15 protein-coding genes are annotated in these 16,934 nt (G+C 59.6%); 3 read left to right on the forward strand and 12 right to left on the reverse strand.

What is annotated here, in order from left to right; translation table 11 throughout:
- Nucleotides 1–56: 56 nt before the first annotated feature.
- Both QSV77_RS10390 and QSV77_RS10395 read right to left on the reverse strand, forming a co-directional pair.
- Nucleotides 57–2,327, reverse strand: coding sequence for a hypothetical protein (locus QSV77_RS10390; RefSeq protein ID WP_302733384.1), 2,271 nt, complete (start codon nt 2,325–2,327; stop codon nt 57–59).
- Between the two features lie 70 nt (nt 2,328–2,397).
- The gene (locus QSV77_RS10395; protein WP_065114076.1) at nt 2,398–3,696 is read right to left on the reverse strand and encodes an adenylosuccinate synthase; all 1,299 of its coding nucleotides are present in this window, start codon (nt 3,694–3,696) and stop codon (nt 2,398–2,400) included.
- Nucleotides 3,697–3,936: 240 nt separating this feature from the next.
- Between QSV77_RS10395 and QSV77_RS10400 the strand changes: the two genes are divergently transcribed.
- On the forward strand, nt 3,937–4,824 hold the full coding sequence (locus QSV77_RS10400; protein ID WP_302733925.1) for a DMT family transporter: 888 nt from the start codon (nt 3,937–3,939) through the stop codon (nt 4,822–4,824).
- Nucleotides 4,825–4,875: 51 nt separating this feature from the next.
- On the opposite strand, the gene QSV77_RS10405 is transcribed toward QSV77_RS10400, so the two are convergent.
- From QSV77_RS10405 to QSV77_RS10420, 4 genes are all read right to left on the reverse strand, one after another.
- Complete coding sequence (locus QSV77_RS10405; RefSeq protein ID WP_302733385.1) at nt 4,876–5,409, reverse strand: transglutaminase-like cysteine peptidase; 534 nt, start codon at nt 5,407–5,409, stop codon at nt 4,876–4,878.
- Nucleotides 5,410–5,664: 255 nt separating this feature from the next.
- On the reverse strand, nt 5,665–6,684 hold the full coding sequence (locus tag QSV77_RS10410) for a hypothetical protein (RefSeq protein ID WP_302733386.1): 1,020 nt from the start codon (nt 6,682–6,684) through the stop codon (nt 5,665–5,667).
- Between the two features lie 25 nt (nt 6,685–6,709).
- Nucleotides 6,710–8,488: a hypothetical protein gene (locus tag QSV77_RS10415; RefSeq protein ID WP_302733387.1), complete on the reverse strand. Its 1,779-nt coding sequence runs from the start codon at nt 8,486–8,488 to the stop codon at nt 6,710–6,712.
- Nucleotides 8,489–8,503: 15 nt separating this feature from the next.
- Nucleotides 8,504–9,358 carry a hypothetical protein gene (locus tag QSV77_RS10420; protein WP_271362352.1) on the reverse strand — a complete coding sequence of 285 codons (855 nt, stop codon included), beginning with the start codon at nt 9,356–9,358 and terminating at the stop codon, nt 8,504–8,506.
- A gap of 607 nt (nt 9,359–9,965) precedes the next feature.
- On the opposite strand from QSV77_RS10420, the gene QSV77_RS10425 reads away from it, so the two are divergent.
- Nucleotides 9,966–10,550, forward strand: a complete 585-nt coding sequence (locus tag QSV77_RS10425; protein ID WP_302733388.1) for a hypothetical protein — start codon at nt 9,966–9,968, stop codon at nt 10,548–10,550.
- A 244-nt stretch (nt 10,551–10,794) separates the two neighbouring features.
- Here the strand turns inward: QSV77_RS10425 and QSV77_RS10430 are convergent, their stop codons facing one another.
- The 6 genes from QSV77_RS10430 to QSV77_RS10455 all read right to left on the reverse strand — a co-directional run bounded on the left by QSV77_RS10430 (nt 10,795) and on the right by QSV77_RS10455 (nt 16,315).
- Nucleotides 10,795–11,409 (reverse strand): alpha/beta hydrolase, encoded by a 615-nt coding sequence (locus QSV77_RS10430; RefSeq protein WP_302733390.1) that lies wholly within the window; start codon nt 11,407–11,409, stop codon nt 10,795–10,797.
- 274 nt (nt 11,410–11,683) lie between these two features.
- Nucleotides 11,684–12,628, reverse strand: a complete 945-nt coding sequence (locus tag QSV77_RS10435; RefSeq protein ID WP_142840546.1) for a VOC family protein — start codon at nt 12,626–12,628, stop codon at nt 11,684–11,686.
- A gap of 168 nt (nt 12,629–12,796) precedes the next feature.
- On the reverse strand, nt 12,797–13,873 hold the full coding sequence (locus QSV77_RS10440; RefSeq protein ID WP_302733392.1) for a siderophore-interacting protein: 1,077 nt from the start codon (nt 13,871–13,873) through the stop codon (nt 12,797–12,799).
- Between the two features lie 186 nt (nt 13,874–14,059).
- Nucleotides 14,060–14,989: an IS110 family transposase gene (locus tag QSV77_RS10445; RefSeq protein WP_302732404.1), complete on the reverse strand. Its 930-nt coding sequence runs from the start codon at nt 14,987–14,989 to the stop codon at nt 14,060–14,062.
- Between the two features lie 214 nt (nt 14,990–15,203).
- On the reverse strand, nt 15,204–15,896 hold the full coding sequence (ung, locus tag QSV77_RS10450; RefSeq protein ID WP_142840548.1) for a uracil-DNA glycosylase: 693 nt from the start codon (nt 15,894–15,896) through the stop codon (nt 15,204–15,206).
- 23 nt (nt 15,897–15,919) lie between these two features.
- Nucleotides 15,920–16,315: a VOC family protein gene (locus QSV77_RS10455; protein WP_142840549.1), complete on the reverse strand. Its 396-nt coding sequence runs from the start codon at nt 16,313–16,315 to the stop codon at nt 15,920–15,922.
- 252 nt (nt 16,316–16,567) lie between these two features.
- Between QSV77_RS10455 and QSV77_RS10460 the strand changes: the two genes are divergently transcribed.
- The gene (locus QSV77_RS10460; RefSeq protein ID WP_271362355.1) at nt 16,568–16,924 is read left to right on the forward strand and encodes a YbaN family protein; all 357 of its coding nucleotides are present in this window, start codon (nt 16,568–16,570) and stop codon (nt 16,922–16,924) included.
- The last annotated feature ends 10 nt before the right edge of the window (nt 16,925–16,934 follow it).

A 16,934-nucleotide genomic window follows, 5' to 3' on the forward strand; every position in this document is an offset into this window, starting at 1 on the left:
CAAAGACCGCCGTAGCCATATAACGAAAAGGGCGACCCGAGCCGCCCTTTCAATCCTTACTGACCGCCGGCAGCAGGTACCGCCGCCGCCCATTCGCTGAGCGCCTTGTCAAAGGCGGCGATGCCGTCATTGCCCTTTTGCAGGGTCAGCAGCGCGCGGCGACCGTTGCGATAGGAGACCGGAATATCGATCCAGTTGCGGCTTTTCAGCAGCTCCAGATTGGTCTTCATCGCATCCGGAAAGTCGTTGAGCGCGATCATGTGGAAATCGTCGGTGATCTTGGCCGGAACCGCGATCAGGGCATTGCCGCGATCCTGCTCGGTGCTCTTCATCGCGATACGCTGGACGCTGTCAATCGCCCCGCCTTCAAAGCCTGGCGAAACCGAGAAGACGATCTCGATCAGGTGGCTGGCCGGCAGCGATGGATCGGTGTTGCGCTTGAAGGTAATAAGCGCACTCAAGCCACGGCCGGGAACCGTGATCTGGCCCTGAACGGTCGGAGATGGCTTGCCTTCCGCGTCATTTTCCTGCTGCAGCGACCAGGAAACGCTGCCCTGAATGGCTGTCGGAACCGTCTGGCCGAGCACTTCCTCGTAAAGGAACATGCGATCGCCGGTGGCGGCAGCAGCAGGCTGCTGTGCCGGCGGCGTGCCAGCGGGGGTACCCGCAGGCGCGCCCGCAGTGTTGGCCGGAGCCTCACCCGCAGGCGGCGGCGCAACGTTCTGTTCGTAAACCGACTGGCCTTCTGCCGTAACCGGCTGGCCGTTTGCACCCGGCGCCGGTCCCTCGTCACGCTCGGTCCCGTCAGCCAGAAGCCGCTGGGTGAACTTCGTGCCGGTCACGGACCCATCGTCGCCATGCGTCGGCGTCTGGTGGTTTGCCGGCTGCTGCCCGGTGGCGGGCGGCTGTTGGGTTGCAGGCGGCGTCGATGTCTGCGCCTCACCTGTCGGAGTAGTCGCCGGAGGCGTCTGGGTCTGGCCACCATTCTGTGCCGATTGCACCAGCCCGCCGACCATGTCGTTCAGGGCATCGCGGTTCATCCACAGCGCATAACCGCCACCTGCCAGAAGCCCGGCACCAACAAGGGCAAGCACCAGCGACGCATAGTTGCGGCGCGGCTTCTTCTTGACCATGTAAGCGGGCGTCGCGGCACCTGCGCCCACGGCGGGCGTATCGTCTGCAGTTGCCCGGCTGGAAGACGACGCGCCGTCATAACCGATCAGCTCATCCAGATCGTCCCAGGGGGTGCGTTCCTTGTTGTCCTTGGCCGGTGTCTGATCACCGAAGGGATCATTGTCGGCGCGCGGCAGAGCCGGCGCGTCCTTGGCCGGAATGGCAATCTCGGTGTCCTGGAAGTAGGACGAGAAATCCTCAACAACGGCAGACTTTTTCGGGGTCGTATCGTCCGTCGGGCGCGGTTCGGAAAATTCATCCTGCCGGCCGAAGACCGGATCGTGATCAACCGCCGCATGGCCGAAGCGGTCATCCGCCTCGCGCTTTTCCGGCTCGAAATTCACCGCCGGGTCCTGATAATGCTGCGCGGCATAACCGGCGACCAGCGGGCGCTCGTCCGTCTCGGCACGCACGTCGGCATAGTCATCAGCGGGGCGCACATCGTCGGCCTGCGCTTCTTCCAGCTTGCGCCAGTCGTCCTCATCCACAGGCTTTGCCCAATGGGCGGGAACGGACGTGTCTTCTTCACGCGGCGCGGTCTCGAATTCGCGGTCGTGCTCGTCAGCCGAACGATAGGCCGGCTCTTCCTCCGCACGGGTGAAATAGGTTCCGTGCGTGTCATCGGCAACGGCGGGCGTTACCGGAGCGGGCGCTTCATAGAGCTCTTCCGGCTCGCGCTCTTCTTCGCGCTGTTCCTCATAAACCTGCTCATCCTGCTCGGCGGCGGCGGAAACCGGCGTCTCGTGGCGCGGCTCTTCCTCGACGGCGGGTTCTTCATAAGCCGGCTCAGGCTGTATTACTTCGGTCGAGGCGGGTTCTTCCGCCTCGACAGGCTCGGCGGTATGGGCCGCGCGATCCTCGTCGATATCGTGCTGATGGTAAGGTGCTGAGGCCTCTTCGGCGGTGGAAGAGAATGCGTCATCCTCCTCCAGCGCCGGAAGCGCCTCCGCATATTCACTGTCCACCTCGGCAATGGCGGCGTCCAGCTTGGCGATCTGCCGGCGCAACAATTCTTCCGGCGGACGTGGCTTCATATTCTCGAGTTGGCGCACAACCGCACTGCGCGCCTTGTCGTAAACCTTCGCCCGGTTTTCGGGAGTATTGTTCGCCAAGCCATCCACGGCCTTGCGAATGACTGCTACAAAATCCGCCATAAGCACTTTCTCGTCGTGACCGGCGACGTACCGGCCCGATATGGTTTATGAATCTAGATCGCCGAGGACATTAATCCTCAAACGGATCAGTCACAAGTATGGTGTCGTCACGCTCCGGACTTGTCGACAGAAGTGCGACAGGCGCCCCGATCAATTCCTCGACCTGACGGACATATTTGATTGCCTGAGCAGGCAAATCCGCCCATTTTCGGGCACCGACGGTAGATTCCTTCCAGCCTTCCAGCGTGATGTAGATCGGCTCGACGCGCGCCTGCGCGCCCTGGCTGGCCGGAAGATGGTCGATTTCCTGCCCGTCAAGCTTGTAGCCGACGCAGATTTTCAGCTCGTCGAGACCATCAAGCACATCAAGCTTGGTGAGTGCGATGCCGGTAATACCGTTGGTGGCGACCGACTGGCGCACCAGTGCGGCGTCAAACCAGCCGCAGCGGCGTTTGCGGCCGGTAACGGTGCCGAATTCATGACCCTTTTCGCCCAGGAACTGGCCGATCTCGTCATTCAGCTCGGTCGGGAACGGACCTTCGCCAACGCGGGTGGTGTAAGCCTTGGTGATGCCGAGAATATAACCCAGCGAACCCGGACCCATGCCCGAACCGGCAGCGGCCTGGCCGGCAACCGTGTTGGAAGAGGTCACGTAAGGATAGGTGCCGTGGTCGATATCGAGCAGCGAGCCCTGAGCGCCTTCAAACAGGATGCGCGCACCGGCGCGACGCTTCTTGTCGAGCAGCAGCCAGACGGTTTCGCTGAACGGCAGGATGCGCTCGGCAATCGAGCCCAGCTCTTCCATGATCGTCTCATGCGAGACTTCGGCCGCGCCGAAACCACGACGAAGAGCATTATGATGCGTGAGGATACGGTCAACCTTGGCGGAAAGCGCCTCCATGTCGGCCAGATCCATGACGCGGATGGCGCGGCGGCCAACCTTGTCTTCGTAAGCCGGGCCGATGCCGCGACGGGTGGTGCCGATCTTGGTGCCGCTGTTGGAGGCGGCGTCTTCGCGCATGCCGTCCAGCTCGCGGTGCAGCGAAAGAATAAGCGTGGCATTGTCGGCGATACGCAGGTTTTCCGGCGTAACCTTGACGCCCTGCGCTTCCAGACGGCCGATTTCGGCGATCAGCGCATGCGGATCGACCACGACGCCATTGCCGATGACCGCAAGCTTGCCGGGACGCACGACGCCGGACGGCAGAAGCGAAAGCTTGTAGCTGATGCCATCGATGACAAGCGTATGGCCGGCATTATGGCCGCCCTGATACCGCACGACGACATCTGCCCGCTCGGACAGCCAGTCGACAATCTTGCCTTTGCCTTCGTCGCCCCATTGCGAGCCGACCACCACAACATTCGTCATTTCTTGCTTTCCTGCTCATGGCGCTTGCGCGCCCGATAACCCGATGGGAAACCCAAACCCGCGAATGTATACTGTGTTGTTTTACGGAAAGCGACCCTGTTTCTTATGGAGAATTTTGCTTTTTCCGTGACAAGGCGTGGATTTCTCGCATTATCTCGCCCCGTGGGGGCAAGACGCGGGCGCAAGACCGCCATTCACCCTCAGCCGTTTTCCCGCCCCGTGAAGAAGCGAAACATCAGCGTGCCCTCCAAAGCCTATATCGCCCTCATCATCGCCACGCTCTGCTGGGGCGGCAACACCGTTGCCGGCAAGCTGGCCGTCGGCCACATCAGCCCCATGGCCTTCACCTCCCTGCGCTGGGTCTTCGCCGTCGCCATCATCTTCGCCATTTCCGTGCCGCAGCTGATCAAGGACTGGTCGGTGGTGAAAAAGCGCCTGCCCTATTTCTTCGTGCTCGGCAGCGTCGGTTATACCGCCTTCAACGTGTTTCTCTACACGGCCCTGCAGCATACCTCTGCCATCAATGCCGCCGTCATTCAGGCCGGCATTCCCATGGTCATCTTCGTCCTGAACTTCATCCTGTTCCGCACCCGCGTGCTGTTCGGCCAGATCGTCGGCTTCTGTCTCACCATATCAGGCGTGGCGCTGCTCGCCTCGCATGGCGACCCGGTATCGCTGCTGCAGCTGGAAATGAATGTCGGCGACGCCGTCATGCTGCTCGCCGTGCTGGTCTATGCCATCTACACCGTCATCCTGCGCTGGAAACCGGCCGTCGACTGGCGCACGCTGATGGCCATTCCCGCCTTTTTCGCCCTCATCACCTCGGTGCCGCTGGTCTTCTGGGAAATGTCGCGCGACAGCGTCATCTGGCCGGATCAGAAGGGCTGGGTTCTGGTGGTCTATGCCGCCATTTTTGCGTCACTCATCGCACAGATCCTATACATCAAGGGCGTAGAGCAGATCGGCGCCAACCGCGCCGGCCTCTTCATCAACCTCGTGCCCGTCTTCGGGACATTGCTGTCCGTTGTCGTCCTCAGCGAAACCCTGCACACCTACCAGATCATGGCACTCGTCATGGCGCTGGCCGGCATTGCCGTCGCCGAACGAAAAAAATCGCCGGCTTCCTGAACCAAAGGGGTCAGGAAAACCGGCGCAGTCTGGCAGGCATGAAAGATAGGCTTAAAGCGGGGTTTCGCGCTCGGACGGAGAAAAGACGGCATTGCCGAGGACGATATCGCCCTTATCGGTGGTCACGATCAGCACTTTTTCGAGCGATCCATCATTGTTCAGCGAAAAGGCAAGGCGCAGGGCGCTCGAAGACCAGCCGGCACCGGCCAGCGCCGTGCGCTTGATCGCGGCGCAATCACCGCAATCGCCAAGGCTTGACGAACGGGTCGCCGGGACATCGGTTGCGAAGCCGGAAAAATAATCATCGAGCGCGCCCATGGTGGCGTTCACATCGCGGTTGATGCGCAACAGTTCCTCACGACGCTCGCCGTTGAGCGGCGCGGCAATCGTCGAAACACATTGGCCGGCGGAAAGAACACAGCCATCAAAACCGCCCGACACCGAGATGCCGATCTCGGTCACTGCGCTCTTTTCGACAGCGGCAAAACCACGGGCAAACCCGGCAGCACCCGCCGCATCGGCATGGGTGGACATGGAAGCAACGACAATTCCGCAGATGGCAGCAGCAATAATCTTCTTCAACATTTCATACCCCGTTTGGCGATCCGCCGGCTTGTGCCGGTCTCGATTTCTGTCTTCAGGAGCGCCTGTCTTCGCAGGATGTCCGCTCCTTGTCCGTGATCCCAAAATGGCACATCATTGTTTTCAGCCGCTTTAAGCCGATTGCTACAATTTTATCGGTTTTTATTTTTGTACGGCGACAGCGGTTTTGTCCGTTTGATCGTCCTTGAACGCGGAAAAAAGCGACGGGGCAAAACCTGCCGCCTGCGATAGTCTGCCTCAGGTCTCCGCAACCCTTTGCGGGGGCGCCCCTGAGCCTCGAATATTCATAACCTTGTTTAATATGTCGAACCAGAAGGGTGCGCCCAGCGACAGGGCCAGTGCCGTTATCAGCCATCCGACAAGCTTCGAAGCCATATCCAGCGAAGACGATGCGCGTGCTTCAGTCGCGCCCACCGCTATATCTTGTCGCGATGCGGTCACCGCATCCTGCCCCCAGCCGATTGGCAATGGCCGCAATCCGTCCACCTGTTTGGAAATAAGTCGCATCTGGCAACTGATTTGTTCACCCGCTTCGTCTCCTCCGCCAGACGAATTGGAAGGTACGGCGCAGGCATTCTGCAAAAGCCCCGAAGCACGCTCGCTCACCTGCCGGACGATCTCGTGGCCGCTATCGTTCCACACCGCTTTACCGACGGCGATGCTGTCGGCGTTCAGCCCCACGGCAACGACAAGACCGACCCCCAGGGAAATCAGGCGCAACTGCCGTTTATAATCACCACCCAGCCGGTCCATCGCCGTATCGAACCACACGGCGATATGATCGCGTACCCTGGCGATATCCTGCTCACCCGTCGCGAGCGCCGCAGCCAGCACATCCTTGATGCCGGCGGGAAGGACGACACCGTCATCGGCCTTTTCAACGAGGGCCTTCAATTCGGCCACGCCAGGAATTGGCGTCTTCGGATTAAGACTTGTCAGCAGCGCCATCGCGAAATTGCGGCTGTCGAGATAGGATGAATGGTTGCCCGGCGCGGGAACGCCAGACGGCTCGGCGCGACTGGCGTGCGACGAGGCCATCGTTCCGCGGATCAGACCATTTTGATAAAATCGCCCAATCAGCTCTCCACCCTCGGGCTGATCAAGCAGCTTTCTTACCGCTGCGCTCAAAGATTTAGCCCGGAGTTTCAACAGCGTCGCCACGATCTCGTTAAGCGTCGTGCAGATCAGGCTGAGCGAAAGATACATGAATGCAAGGCTGATAGAGACGTCCGCGACGCCGCCAAACGATATGCCCATGGCTGAAAAACCTGAAAAGGAAAGATCAAATAAGCCTTATGAAATCACGCGAAGGATAACTTCTGTTGTTCTGCCGGGCCTCATCGCCATCCACCCCACCTTCCCCGCCTGTATTACCTTCGATAGTGTCGAAACTGGTGGCCCCGACGGACAGGACGAAACCGACATGGGTCCAGTCCTTTGCATCTTTACGGATGACGAAAAGATAACCCGGGCGCAGCCTGGATGCACGAAGGAGCGGCGTGCCTACCTCGCTTTCGGCAATGAAGCGTCCACTCGCCTTCGCATCGGCAACAAGCGCGTCGACACCGACCTGGCGCTTCAGCGGCACTTTGATACCCATGTCCCGCGCGGCCTGTTCGAAGATGAGCGAGGTAAAACCCGCACACCAGAGCTGATCCGCCCCTTCCGCCCCGCGCATATAGGCACGCACCCATGGACCGCAATTGTTGCCGCCAGCCTCCTTTGGCCGCTCGGCAATATGCTGCCGTGCAACCTTCAGCACGGTCTCCTCAAAAGACGCGCCGGGAACCACCTTCGTCACCGCGCGGCGAAGCGGAGCAGTCAAGACCGCCCATAACTCCTCGTCCAGCACCTTAGCGCCGATCCGGCCCTGCGCCTTTGCGAATCGGTCCAGCATCGTCTCGGTAGAGGCGCCGAAATCGCCGTCGATACTGGTGTAATAGCCGTTCAGATGCAGCCATTCCTGCAGCCGTTTAACACCCAACGAGGACGAGCCAACCTTCAGCGCGCCAGGAAAGGCAAGTTCCTGCTCGATGGATTTGAACGCGGCTCCCGGCAAATCGTGAGACAGAAGCGATAAATTCTCCGTCGCCGCCAGGGGATTAGCCTTGAGCACATTTGTAGCGCCGAGCGACACAGCTCCCATCTCGATCAGCGTCTTCAATATGATGGCGGCACCGACCTGCTTGGAAGGCACCTCGGGATCGAAATAACGGTCGCGTGTGTATTTGCCTTTTTCGTAATGGTAACAACCGCTCCACAAATAGGGCGTGGGAATTTTCCGCCGCTGATATTCGTTTTTGACACCATTATAGCGGTGCCACCGGTTCAAGACGTTGGGCAGGGACCAGTCAGTGATCTTGTCCAGCTCTTCATAGGTCATCGCATAGCGTGCTGCCGTCTCCCAGTCATAGGGTGGCGACCCGAAAGGCGGCTGGTTCGCCGGCACCCGCACCGTGCGTCCGCTCAAGGGGTCGCCGTTCAGCAGATGACGATCGAATTTGAAGCCGCATTCCATGCAATGGACAATCGCCACGAACCACCAGGGCACCGTGGCGCCTGAAACGACAGCGGCATAACGCTTCTGACTTTCCACCACTTTACGCGCTGCAAACTCCGCATCGTCGCGCCAATCAGCGCGGATTTCCATCGTATCCCAAAGCGTCTGATAGTCCTCGGACCAGCCCGCCGGCTTGCCAGCCGCGACCTTAGCCGGCTCGGCAGACGGTTGTTTCGCTGCTGCGGCATCCAGCTGGGCATCTGAAAACTCTGCCTTTTCCGGCGGCTCGAAGGGATCGTTGGTGGATGAGGGAAAGGGCCATTTCTCCGCAGCCGCAGCATGATCGCGAATTTTCGCCTCAATCACCTGAAGCGCCACAACCGCCTCATTAAACTCATCGCGCGCCAATAGCGCCTTGGCCAGCTTCAATTCCTCACGCCGGGCCTTGGCAGCTTCCAGGGCAGCTGCATCGCCTTTCGCTTGCGCGATGTCCCGGGCAAGGGTCGCCTCATACAGCAGGTCCTCGATACGTTCCCGTATTGCCATACGCTCTTGCGTCATTCTCTTGCCCTCTCTTTATCGGGTGCGCTCGGCCCTGACTTTTTCCGCAAGAATTCGCAGCTCAAGAGCAGCAGCGGAGAGATCGTCGATCGACGTATCAAGCGCGCGGGGAGCCGCAGCCGCCTGCACAGCTTTTTTCAGTGTCGCAATCGATTGGTCGATCAAAAGCACCCAGCCGCCGACCTGCGCCCGCCGCCGATCCTTCGCCGCCGATCTCTCGACGGCAGGCCGCGAATCGAAGAGATATTCGTCACCTGCATCGAGCATTATGTAGATAGAGGGTGCAGCGTTCCGCAGGCCAACGAGCAAAACCTCTACGTCCTTCGAAGTGGAAACGACACGCTCACTAAATTGATGGCGTGCAGCAATCTTCAGCGATTGATTGATCCCTACAGCGGCAATTTCAAGCCCGGGCGCGAGCACCTTCGCAACCTGTGCCGCCTGGTTTCCGGCCCTTACCGCCACTTTCACCGAGGCATACGCGCTGTTGATATCGAGACCTAGACTGCGTAGGCGTCCTGTCAACCGATCGGCATTTTCACCGCCACCGAGAGCGACGAGCGCAGCATTATATTCCCTGACGGCAAGAAGAGAGCCGCGCAGCGAATGCGTTAGCGGCGGCTCCGTGCCCTCCACATAAAAAGCTGCGTCGTCCGCAACAAACCACTTATTTTTCTTGCTGGAATCGACGGCTTTCCACAAAGCCCGCTCGGCTTTGGCAATATCCACAAGAAGTGCATCCGCCTCGGCAAATTGCGCCTCATAAGCCTGCCTGTAGAGCTCGAATTCGCGCAGGCCCGTGGCCGTACAACCCGGGAGGAAAAACAATACAACGACAAAAAGATACAAAAAATTACTTGAAAGTCGCACTATAGCCCCCGCCAGCGACGTATAATTCCCAAAAATCACGCTACACTCTTGGAAACAATTGTAAAGAGAAAACGCGGAGCAATACATCTTAATATTGAAAAACAGCGACGTCTTTTTCTAACCATAACCAATCGCCGCCGCCCCGAATTCGGAAGCAGCGTTGAGAGGCGATAAATGGGCCGCATCGCTGCGGGGATATAAATGGTATGGAAGGCTTTGCAGGCGATGCGGCCCGGTTTCAACATATGACCCGCCCGCCAAACCGGTTCCTGTTTGGAGAACGAACATATGCCGGCCGCCTTAACCGTGACATCGGGAAGTTCCCCGGTTTTGGCCGCCTGCCCCGCCCATCTTGCGCCGCGCGCACGCTCGATAAGCGGGATAAGGCGATTATAGCCCGATCGGCCGAGACGGGGATGCGCGGGGATAAATGCGCCCCAAAAAAGGCGCGCGGCAGAAGCGCAACGCACGTTTTTGCCCCATCCCGGACACAGGAATTTTCAGCGGGTTAACAGGTCCCTGATCGGCAGCATTTGAATTAACCTTGTCTTAAAACCCGACGTTAATGGTTAGCAATTTAAGAATAGCGGAACGAAAGGGTTCCGTTATGCGTGGCGTATTTGCCGTAGTTTTTCTGATGCTCGTTCTGGCCGGTTGTGCCACCGCACCGTCGCAGGTCACCAATGCCTGTGCGATTTTCGAACAGCGGAACGGCATCTTCAATAACTGGCGACGTGATGCGAAAGCGGCCGAACGGGAGTTCGGCGTGCCCGTGCCTGTGATGATGGCGACGATCTATACCGAATCCGCCTTCCGTCCCTATGCACGGCCGCCGCGCACCAAGCTCCTGGGCTTCATTCCCTGGACGCGCCAGTCCAGCGCTTATGGTTATGCCCAGGCACTGGATGGCACATGGAGTGTCTACCAGCGCGAAACCGGCCGCCGGGGCGCCAGCCGCACCGATTTCACCGATGCGATCCACTTCGTCGGCTGGTATCACGCCAAGAGCCGCCGCGAAAACGGCATTTCGCTGAACGACCCCTATAATCTCTATCTCGCCTATTATTCCGGCCATGCCGGTTATACCAAGGGCAGCTGGCGCAACAATTCCGCCGTCCAGAAGGCCGCGCGCCGCTCCGCCAACATGGCGCTGCGTTATGAGGCGCAGCTGCAGCAATGCGGATATCGCTGAGGCGGGTGGGAAGAGGCTGGTCTAGAGGACTACTTGACGGAACAGTAAATCCCTCCTCCGTCATCCTCGGGCTTGACCCGAAGGTGACGTTGAGTTTGGGCGAATGCACCTCATCCTCACCCGTCACCCCGGACTAAATCCGGGGTACAGTGCGATCAAGTCCTTGATCGCGAAAGACTCTTTCCACAGCGCAGACGCGCCGTGGCTCGATACCGGCTCAAGGCCGGCATGACGGAAGACAGCGTCACTCCCCGTAAACCGAGAGAAATTCCCGCACGGCATCAATCTCGCTGGAGCGAATCTCATGCCCGCCCGGATGCCATATCGTCTCCACGGTTCCACCCTGCGCCTGAAGGTTCTTTTCCAGCGCCTGCGTCAGCGGCACCGGGCAGATCGGATCCCGCTCTCCCGCCGTGATCAACACCCGGCGTGTGGGTTTTGCCGGGGAAATCTTCGGCTCGAACGGGATCAGCGGATGCATCAGCACCGCGGCATCGAAAAGCTCGGGCTGTTCGATCAGCACATTGGCGAGAATATTCGCGCCGTTTGAAAAGCCGAGACCGATGATTGGCCCGGACTGGTAATGTTCGCGATTTGCCTTGACGAAATCCGCCAGCTTCTCGGTTGCCCGGGCAAGATCGGCCATGTCGTAAACGCCCTCGCCCGTGCGCCGGAAGAAACGCGCCGCGCCATGTTCGGAAACATCGCCAACGGGTGAGAGGACGGTGGCCTGCAGCAAAAGACGGGAGCCAAAATCGAAGAACTGGTTCTCATCGCCACCCGTGCCATGCAGCACCAGGAAAAGCGGCGCACCGGCGGCACCGGCGCGGGATTTGTGGAAATAGGTGTCCTTGTTCATCGGATAATCCTTTCTGGAAGGAGAAAGTTCAGCGATACCCGTGGCTTTTTCAGTTTCCGGGCAGCGCGATCGCATGTGGAGCAAGAGGCTTGCCGCCGGTTTCTCCTCCCCGCCAGGGAGAAGGTCGCGGTAGCGGGTTGAGGGAGCGCGGCGGGAGATAAACCGCGGGGGGTTCCCCCTCATCCGACCCTTCAGGCCACCTCCTCCCCGAACGGGGAGAAGAAAGACGCGGCAACGTCCTGCCAAACGCAATGGAGGGTTAAGTGAGAGCGGATTAAACCGCCTTCTCATCACCCAGCGGCTCCAGATGCTTTTCCAGCACGGAGCGCAGATGCGCATGCTGGGTCGGCAGCTTCAGCGCCTCGCCAAGATGAGCGGTGTCCTCGTCACGGTCGAAACCGGGTTCGTTGGTGGCCACTTCGAACAACACACCGCCCGGCGTGCGGAAATAGATCGCCCAGAAATAATCCCGGTCGATGACAGGCGTCACCTGATAACCGGTATCCATCAGCGCCTTGCGTACCTCCAGCTGCTTTTCGCGGTTTTCGACCGCAAAGGCGATGTGGTGCACGGAGCCTGCGCCCAGCCGGGCGCCGGAGATATTCGGCATGGTTTCGATGTCGATGACGTCGGCACCATTGCCGCCGGGCATGCCAAGACGCAAAACACCGTCCTGACGATCCACTTCCTGATATCCCATGAACTTCAAAAGCTCGGCGGTTGCGCCCTCGTCGCGAAGACGCAAGGATGCGCCCTGAAACCCATGGATCGCCTGATCTTCGCCAACGCCGTTGCCAGTCCATTGTGCGCGGGCATCATCTCTGACCTCGACCAGCGCGAAACCGTCTCCGTCAGGTCCGGCAAAATGCAGGCGCTTGTTGCCGAAGGCCTCATCGGCCTTCAGGCCGTCAACACCGGCCTTTGAAAGGCGCTCCTGCCAGTAGCCGAGCGATCCCTCGGGAACGGAAAACAGCGTCGTGCCCACTTCACCGGTGCCGGGACGGCCCTGGGCGATATGCGGGAACGGAAAATAGGTCATGACGGAGCCGGGCGTGCCGAGCTCATCGCCATAATAGAGGTGATAGACGTCAGGTGCGTCGAAATTGACGGTCTTCTTCACCCGGCGCAGGCCGAGCGTATCGGTGAAAAAGCCGTTGTTCTGGCGCGCACTGGCCGCCATTGACGTGACGTGGTGCAGGCCCTTGATCTGGTTGAGCATGATAAACCCCTTTTCGCCTGGCAGGCCTCGCAATCGGGCCCGCTCTGTTCATGGCGTAAAGATGGGGTAATAGGCGCGTCAGGCATAGAGTGGACGACGGGAACGGATTGTTCCCGATTGGTGAACGATAAAATCTACTGTTCAGCCAAAGCTGCCATGCCGCAGACCTCAATGGTCGTCGGCAGCGCCCATGGTCCAGTAACCGACAGCGCGCAGCGACGCCTTGGGGAAGGCGATTTCATCGGTCAGGAAGGATTTCGCCACCCGTGCCTCGGATTTTTCGCAGGCAACAAAGACATGCAGGCCGTCATGGTCCGCACTCCAGGCATGCTCGCGCAGCGCCTTTTCGATGAGACCCGAGGTGCCGGCAGGCTTGCCGCGACGATAAAGCCATGTCCATTCGACGTCGGCCGCGCAGACGATCTCCTGCCGCTCGGCCTCGTCGTCAATTTCAGCGTAGACGCTGAGCTTCTTGCCAGCAGGCATTTCGGCCGCCATTCGCAACATCACCGGCAGCGCGGTCTCGTCACCGGCAAAGACGTAACGCTCCGCCTCCGGGCAGGTGCCGCTCGGACCGATGATGCCGAGAACATCACCCGGCTTTGCCGTCGCGCCGAAGGTCGCGCCCGGCATGTCATCACCCTCATGCATGACGAAATCGATATCCACTTCGCCGCGACCGACATCGCCGGAACGGATGGTGTAAACCCGCCGCATCAACAGGTCGTCGCCGGCCGGCCAGACGATGGCGCCGGTGGGAGCCAGATAAGGCCAGACCGGCGCACGGGCCTGATCCGGCACCAGCAGCAGGCGCACATGCATGCCGCCGGTGACCAGTCTTTCGATGCCGCTTTCGACCGATACCACCAGCCGGCGCATATGCGGCGTGAGGTTATAGGCGCGGGCAACCCTGCCGATGAAGAGATTGGGCAATTCACGCTGATGGGCCCCATGGCCGCTCCAGCGGAAATCCAGCCCCGTCTCGCCGGAAAACTCGACGATATGCTCGGCCACCATGGCCTTTACCGACATCAGTATATGTTCGGAAATGCAGTTGACCCGTGCGGCGAACCGGCCACCTTCGGCGCTGAAGCTGCCATGGCCATATTCGGTCTTGAACCGCACTGTCGCGCCTTCGCGTTCCATCTCCATATGCTCGGAAAAATGATCCTCGAAAGCATCGACGATCGACAGCGGATCGGGCAGCGAGACGGAGGTTTCTGCAGACAGGAGAGACACGGGCATAATCCTTCACTTTGTAGTCTAGTATTCTTTAGACCGGAGGCTGCCGCGCTGTAAAGACATTTTGGTTTTGAATCCCGGCATGCCGGACCTGATCCGGTATCCAGCCACCCCAAGTCTTTGGGCTGAAAGGACTCTTCTCGCCGCGCAGACGCGCGTCGGCTGGCAACTGTATTAATGCATGTTGTTTTAAGCTGCTTCGAATGTGGTTTTATCCCTGAGAATGGCATTTGCAATGACGAGCAGTTTGCGGGCGATGGCGATGATCATGACCTTGAACGGTTTGCCTTTGGCCTGCATGGCTTGAACCATGCGGGCGAAGGGCGACTTTAGCCGGTAGGCCACCAGCGCCGCCATATAGAGGGCATCGCGCACGCGCTTTCGTCCGGCGCGGATATGGCGCTGGCCGCGATGAATGCCGCTATCGGCATTGAAGGGGGCAAGGCCTGCAAGCGCCGCCATGCTGCCTGGCGAACTATCGCCCAGTTCCGGCATGTGGGCCATCAGGGTGAACGCCGTGATCTGGCCGATGCCGGGGATCGAGCGAAGTCTGGTGCTTTGCTCGTTCAGCGTCACATTTGTCCGTACAAGCAACTGGCACTGTTGTTCGATCGCGGCGATTTCCGTATCGAGCCAGCCGAGGTGGCGCGCGATGCTGTCGCGCTCCGACGGATCGGCCGTATGAAGGCGCGCACGTTCCTGCTGGCGCATGGCAACAAGCTGATCACGCCTTGTATGCAGGCTTTCCAGCTGCTGACGGACCGGGTCGGGTGGTGTCGTAACGGGTGGTGAAAGTGTTTCGCCCATGCGCGCCAAAAGTCGCGCATCGATGGTATCGGTTTTGGCAAGCTGGCCGGTGGCTCTTGCAAAGTCGCGGGCCCTGGCCGGATTGACCCGACAATAGGGCCGCCGCCACCTTTCGAGCGCCGAGCACAACAGCCGGTCATAACGTCCGGTCGCCTCCAGAACGACCTGCGCCTCGCGTCCATCAAGGGTGGCAAGCCATTCATCGATGGCGGTGCCGGTATTGGCGATGCGGACGGCTTTTTGTGTTGCGGCATCGAAAAGATCCAGATGTGCCTTTGAGACGTCGCATCCGATGTAAACAGGGTGTACCATGGCAAGCCTCATCCTGTGCTACGAGGTCCGCGCTCACGGCCTCCATCAACTGTTCAGGTTGGGATTATCAGAGCGGGCGGAGGTCCAAAAGCCAGCAGGCGGTCTCTAACGACCAGGATTCCGACGGCCTTCCGCCCGCACTCTACATAGCACAAATCCAATACACAGGATTCCGGCTCAAGGCCGGAATGACGGAGGTATATGCAGGGATGGCTTACACCGTTTCCGGCAATTGCCAGTCGATCGGCTGGCGGCCGTGGGAGGCGAGAAAGGCGTTGGCCTTGGAAAAATGGCCATTGCCGAAAAAGCCGTTATGGGCCGAAAGCGGCGAAGGATGCGGCGAGCGCAGCACCAGATGCTTGCGCTGATCCACAAAGGCCGCCTTTTTCTGGGCGTAGGACCCCCAGAGCAGGAAGACAACGTGATCGCATTCGTCATTGACGGCGCGGATGACAGCGTCGGTGAATTTCTCCCAGCCCTGCCCCTGATGCGAGGCGGCGCGGGATTCTTCCACCGTCAGCACGCTGTTGAGCAAAAGCACGCCCTGTTTTGCCCAGCTTTCCAGAAAACCGTGACCGACCGGGCGGATGCCGAGATCGGCCTGCAATTCCTTGTAGATATTGACGAGCGAAGGCGGAATGCGCACGCCGGGCTGCACTGAAAAACACAGACCGTGTGCCTGGCCAAGCCCGTGATATGGGTCCTGTCCCAGAATGACGACCTTGACCTCATCCAGCGGCGTCAGATCCAGCGCCCGGAAATATTCGGCACCCTTGGGAAAGATGCGCTTGCCGGCTGTTTTTTCGGCAAGCAGGAAGTCTTTCAGCTTCAGCATGTAGGGGCTGGCGAATTCGCTGGAAAGAACGTGTTTCCAGCTGTCTTCGAGTTTGACGCCTGCCTCTGCCATGCCCGTCTCTCCCATGGTGGTGCTTATTTGAACCGGTTGCCGCGCTGCAGCACTTCAATCTTGTAACCATCCGGATCGCAGATGAAAAAGTATTTCGCGAAAGGCTGGCCCTTAAAATCGGCTTCGATGATCTTGCCGGGCGAAAGCCCGATCTCGGTGAAGCGCTGGTGTTCGGCATCCACATCGGCAACGCTGACGGCAAGGTGACCATAGCCATCACCCAGCGCATAGGGCACTTCGCGACCCCGGTTGACGGTCAGCTCCAGCTCGAAATCGCCCTCGGCATTGCTGAGATAGATCAGCGTAAAATTCTCGAACTCGGCGCGTTCCGCAACCTCAAGCCCAAAAGCCTGCGTGTAAAATTCCACCGAACGCTTTTCGTCCAGCACCCGGACCATCGAGTGGATCAGCTTGGCCATGGTGTTTTCCTTCTTCTTCCTGTTAACGGTCCGGTTATGCTCCGAACATCGCGGCCCAAGGGGATAAAGACAGTGCACCCCGCTTTCAACCCTAAAGGCGACCTGCGACAGGAGGTAACAGTCCGATCACGGCAAATGTGATGGTAAAAACCGCCGGTTTTTAAGGTGTGGCGAGGGCCTGCGGCAACAAGGCTCGCGGTTTTCTCGCACCCGCTCTATCATGAGTAGATAAGTCATGATACCGGCATAGCCATGCGCCTTCTGTACCTCTGTCTTGGCTGGCTTATGGTCGCGACCGGCATTGTCGGCGCGTTTCTTCCCATTTTGCCCACCACGCCGTTTCTGCTTCTGGCGCTCTGGTGCTTCTCCCGCTCTTCACCCAAGCTCGAGGCATGGCTTCTCAGCCATCCCAGATTCGGCCCTTCGCTTCGACGTTGGCGCGAACGTGGCGCAATCGCCCGCAAGGCCAAGATCGCAGCCTTGTCGGCCATGACGGTGAGTTACGCCGCCTTCTGGTTCCTGAGCGACCCGCCGCTCATGCGCGCAGCCATCGTTGCCGCCGTCATGCTCGGTTCGGCGCTGTTCATCGCCACGCGCCCGGAAAGCTGAGCGGGTTTCT

The sequence above is a fragment of the Agrobacterium sp. V1 genome (assembly GCF_030518355.1).
Classification (GTDB): domain Bacteria; phylum Pseudomonadota; class Alphaproteobacteria; order Rhizobiales; family Rhizobiaceae; genus Agrobacterium; species Agrobacterium cucumeris.

Bases quoted from the DNA above. Each gene is read 5' to 3' on its own strand.
- QSV77_RS10390 (WP_302733384.1), bottom strand. From the start codon at position 2,327: ATGGCGGATTTTGTAGCAGTCATTCGCAAGGCCGTGGATGGCTTGGCG.
- QSV77_RS10395 (WP_065114076.1), bottom strand. From the start codon at position 3,696: ATGACGAATGTTGTGGTGGTCGGCTCGCAATGGGGCGACGAAGGCAAA.
- QSV77_RS10405 (WP_302733385.1), bottom strand. From the start codon at position 5,409: ATGTTGAAGAAGATTATTGCTGCTGCCATCTGCGGAATTGTCGTTGCT.
- QSV77_RS10410 (WP_302733386.1), bottom strand. From the start codon at position 6,684: ATGGGCATATCGTTTGGCGGCGTCGCGGACGTCTCTATCAGCCTTGCA.
- QSV77_RS10415 (WP_302733387.1), bottom strand. From the start codon at position 8,488: ATGACGCAAGAGCGTATGGCAATACGGGAACGTATCGAGGACCTGCTG.
- QSV77_RS10425 (WP_302733388.1), top strand. From the start codon at position 9,966: ATGCGTGGCGTATTTGCCGTAGTTTTTCTGATGCTCGTTCTGGCCGGT.
- QSV77_RS10430 (WP_302733390.1), bottom strand. From the start codon at position 11,409: ATGAACAAGGACACCTATTTCCACAAATCCCGCGCCGGTGCCGCCGGT.
- QSV77_RS10435 (WP_142840546.1), bottom strand. From the start codon at position 12,628: ATGCTCAACCAGATCAAGGGCCTGCACCACGTCACGTCAATGGCGGCC.
- QSV77_RS10440 (WP_302733392.1), bottom strand. From the start codon at position 13,873: ATGCCCGTGTCTCTCCTGTCTGCAGAAACCTCCGTCTCGCTGCCCGAT.
- QSV77_RS10445 (WP_302732404.1), bottom strand. From the start codon at position 14,989: ATGGTACACCCTGTTTACATCGGATGCGACGTCTCAAAGGCACATCTG.
- ung (WP_142840548.1), bottom strand. From the start codon at position 15,896: ATGGCAGAGGCAGGCGTCAAACTCGAAGACAGCTGGAAACACGTTCTT.
- QSV77_RS10455 (WP_142840549.1), bottom strand. From the start codon at position 16,315: ATGGCCAAGCTGATCCACTCGATGGTCCGGGTGCTGGACGAAAAGCGT.
- QSV77_RS10460 (WP_271362355.1), top strand. From the start codon at position 16,568: ATGCGCCTTCTGTACCTCTGTCTTGGCTGGCTTATGGTCGCGACCGGC.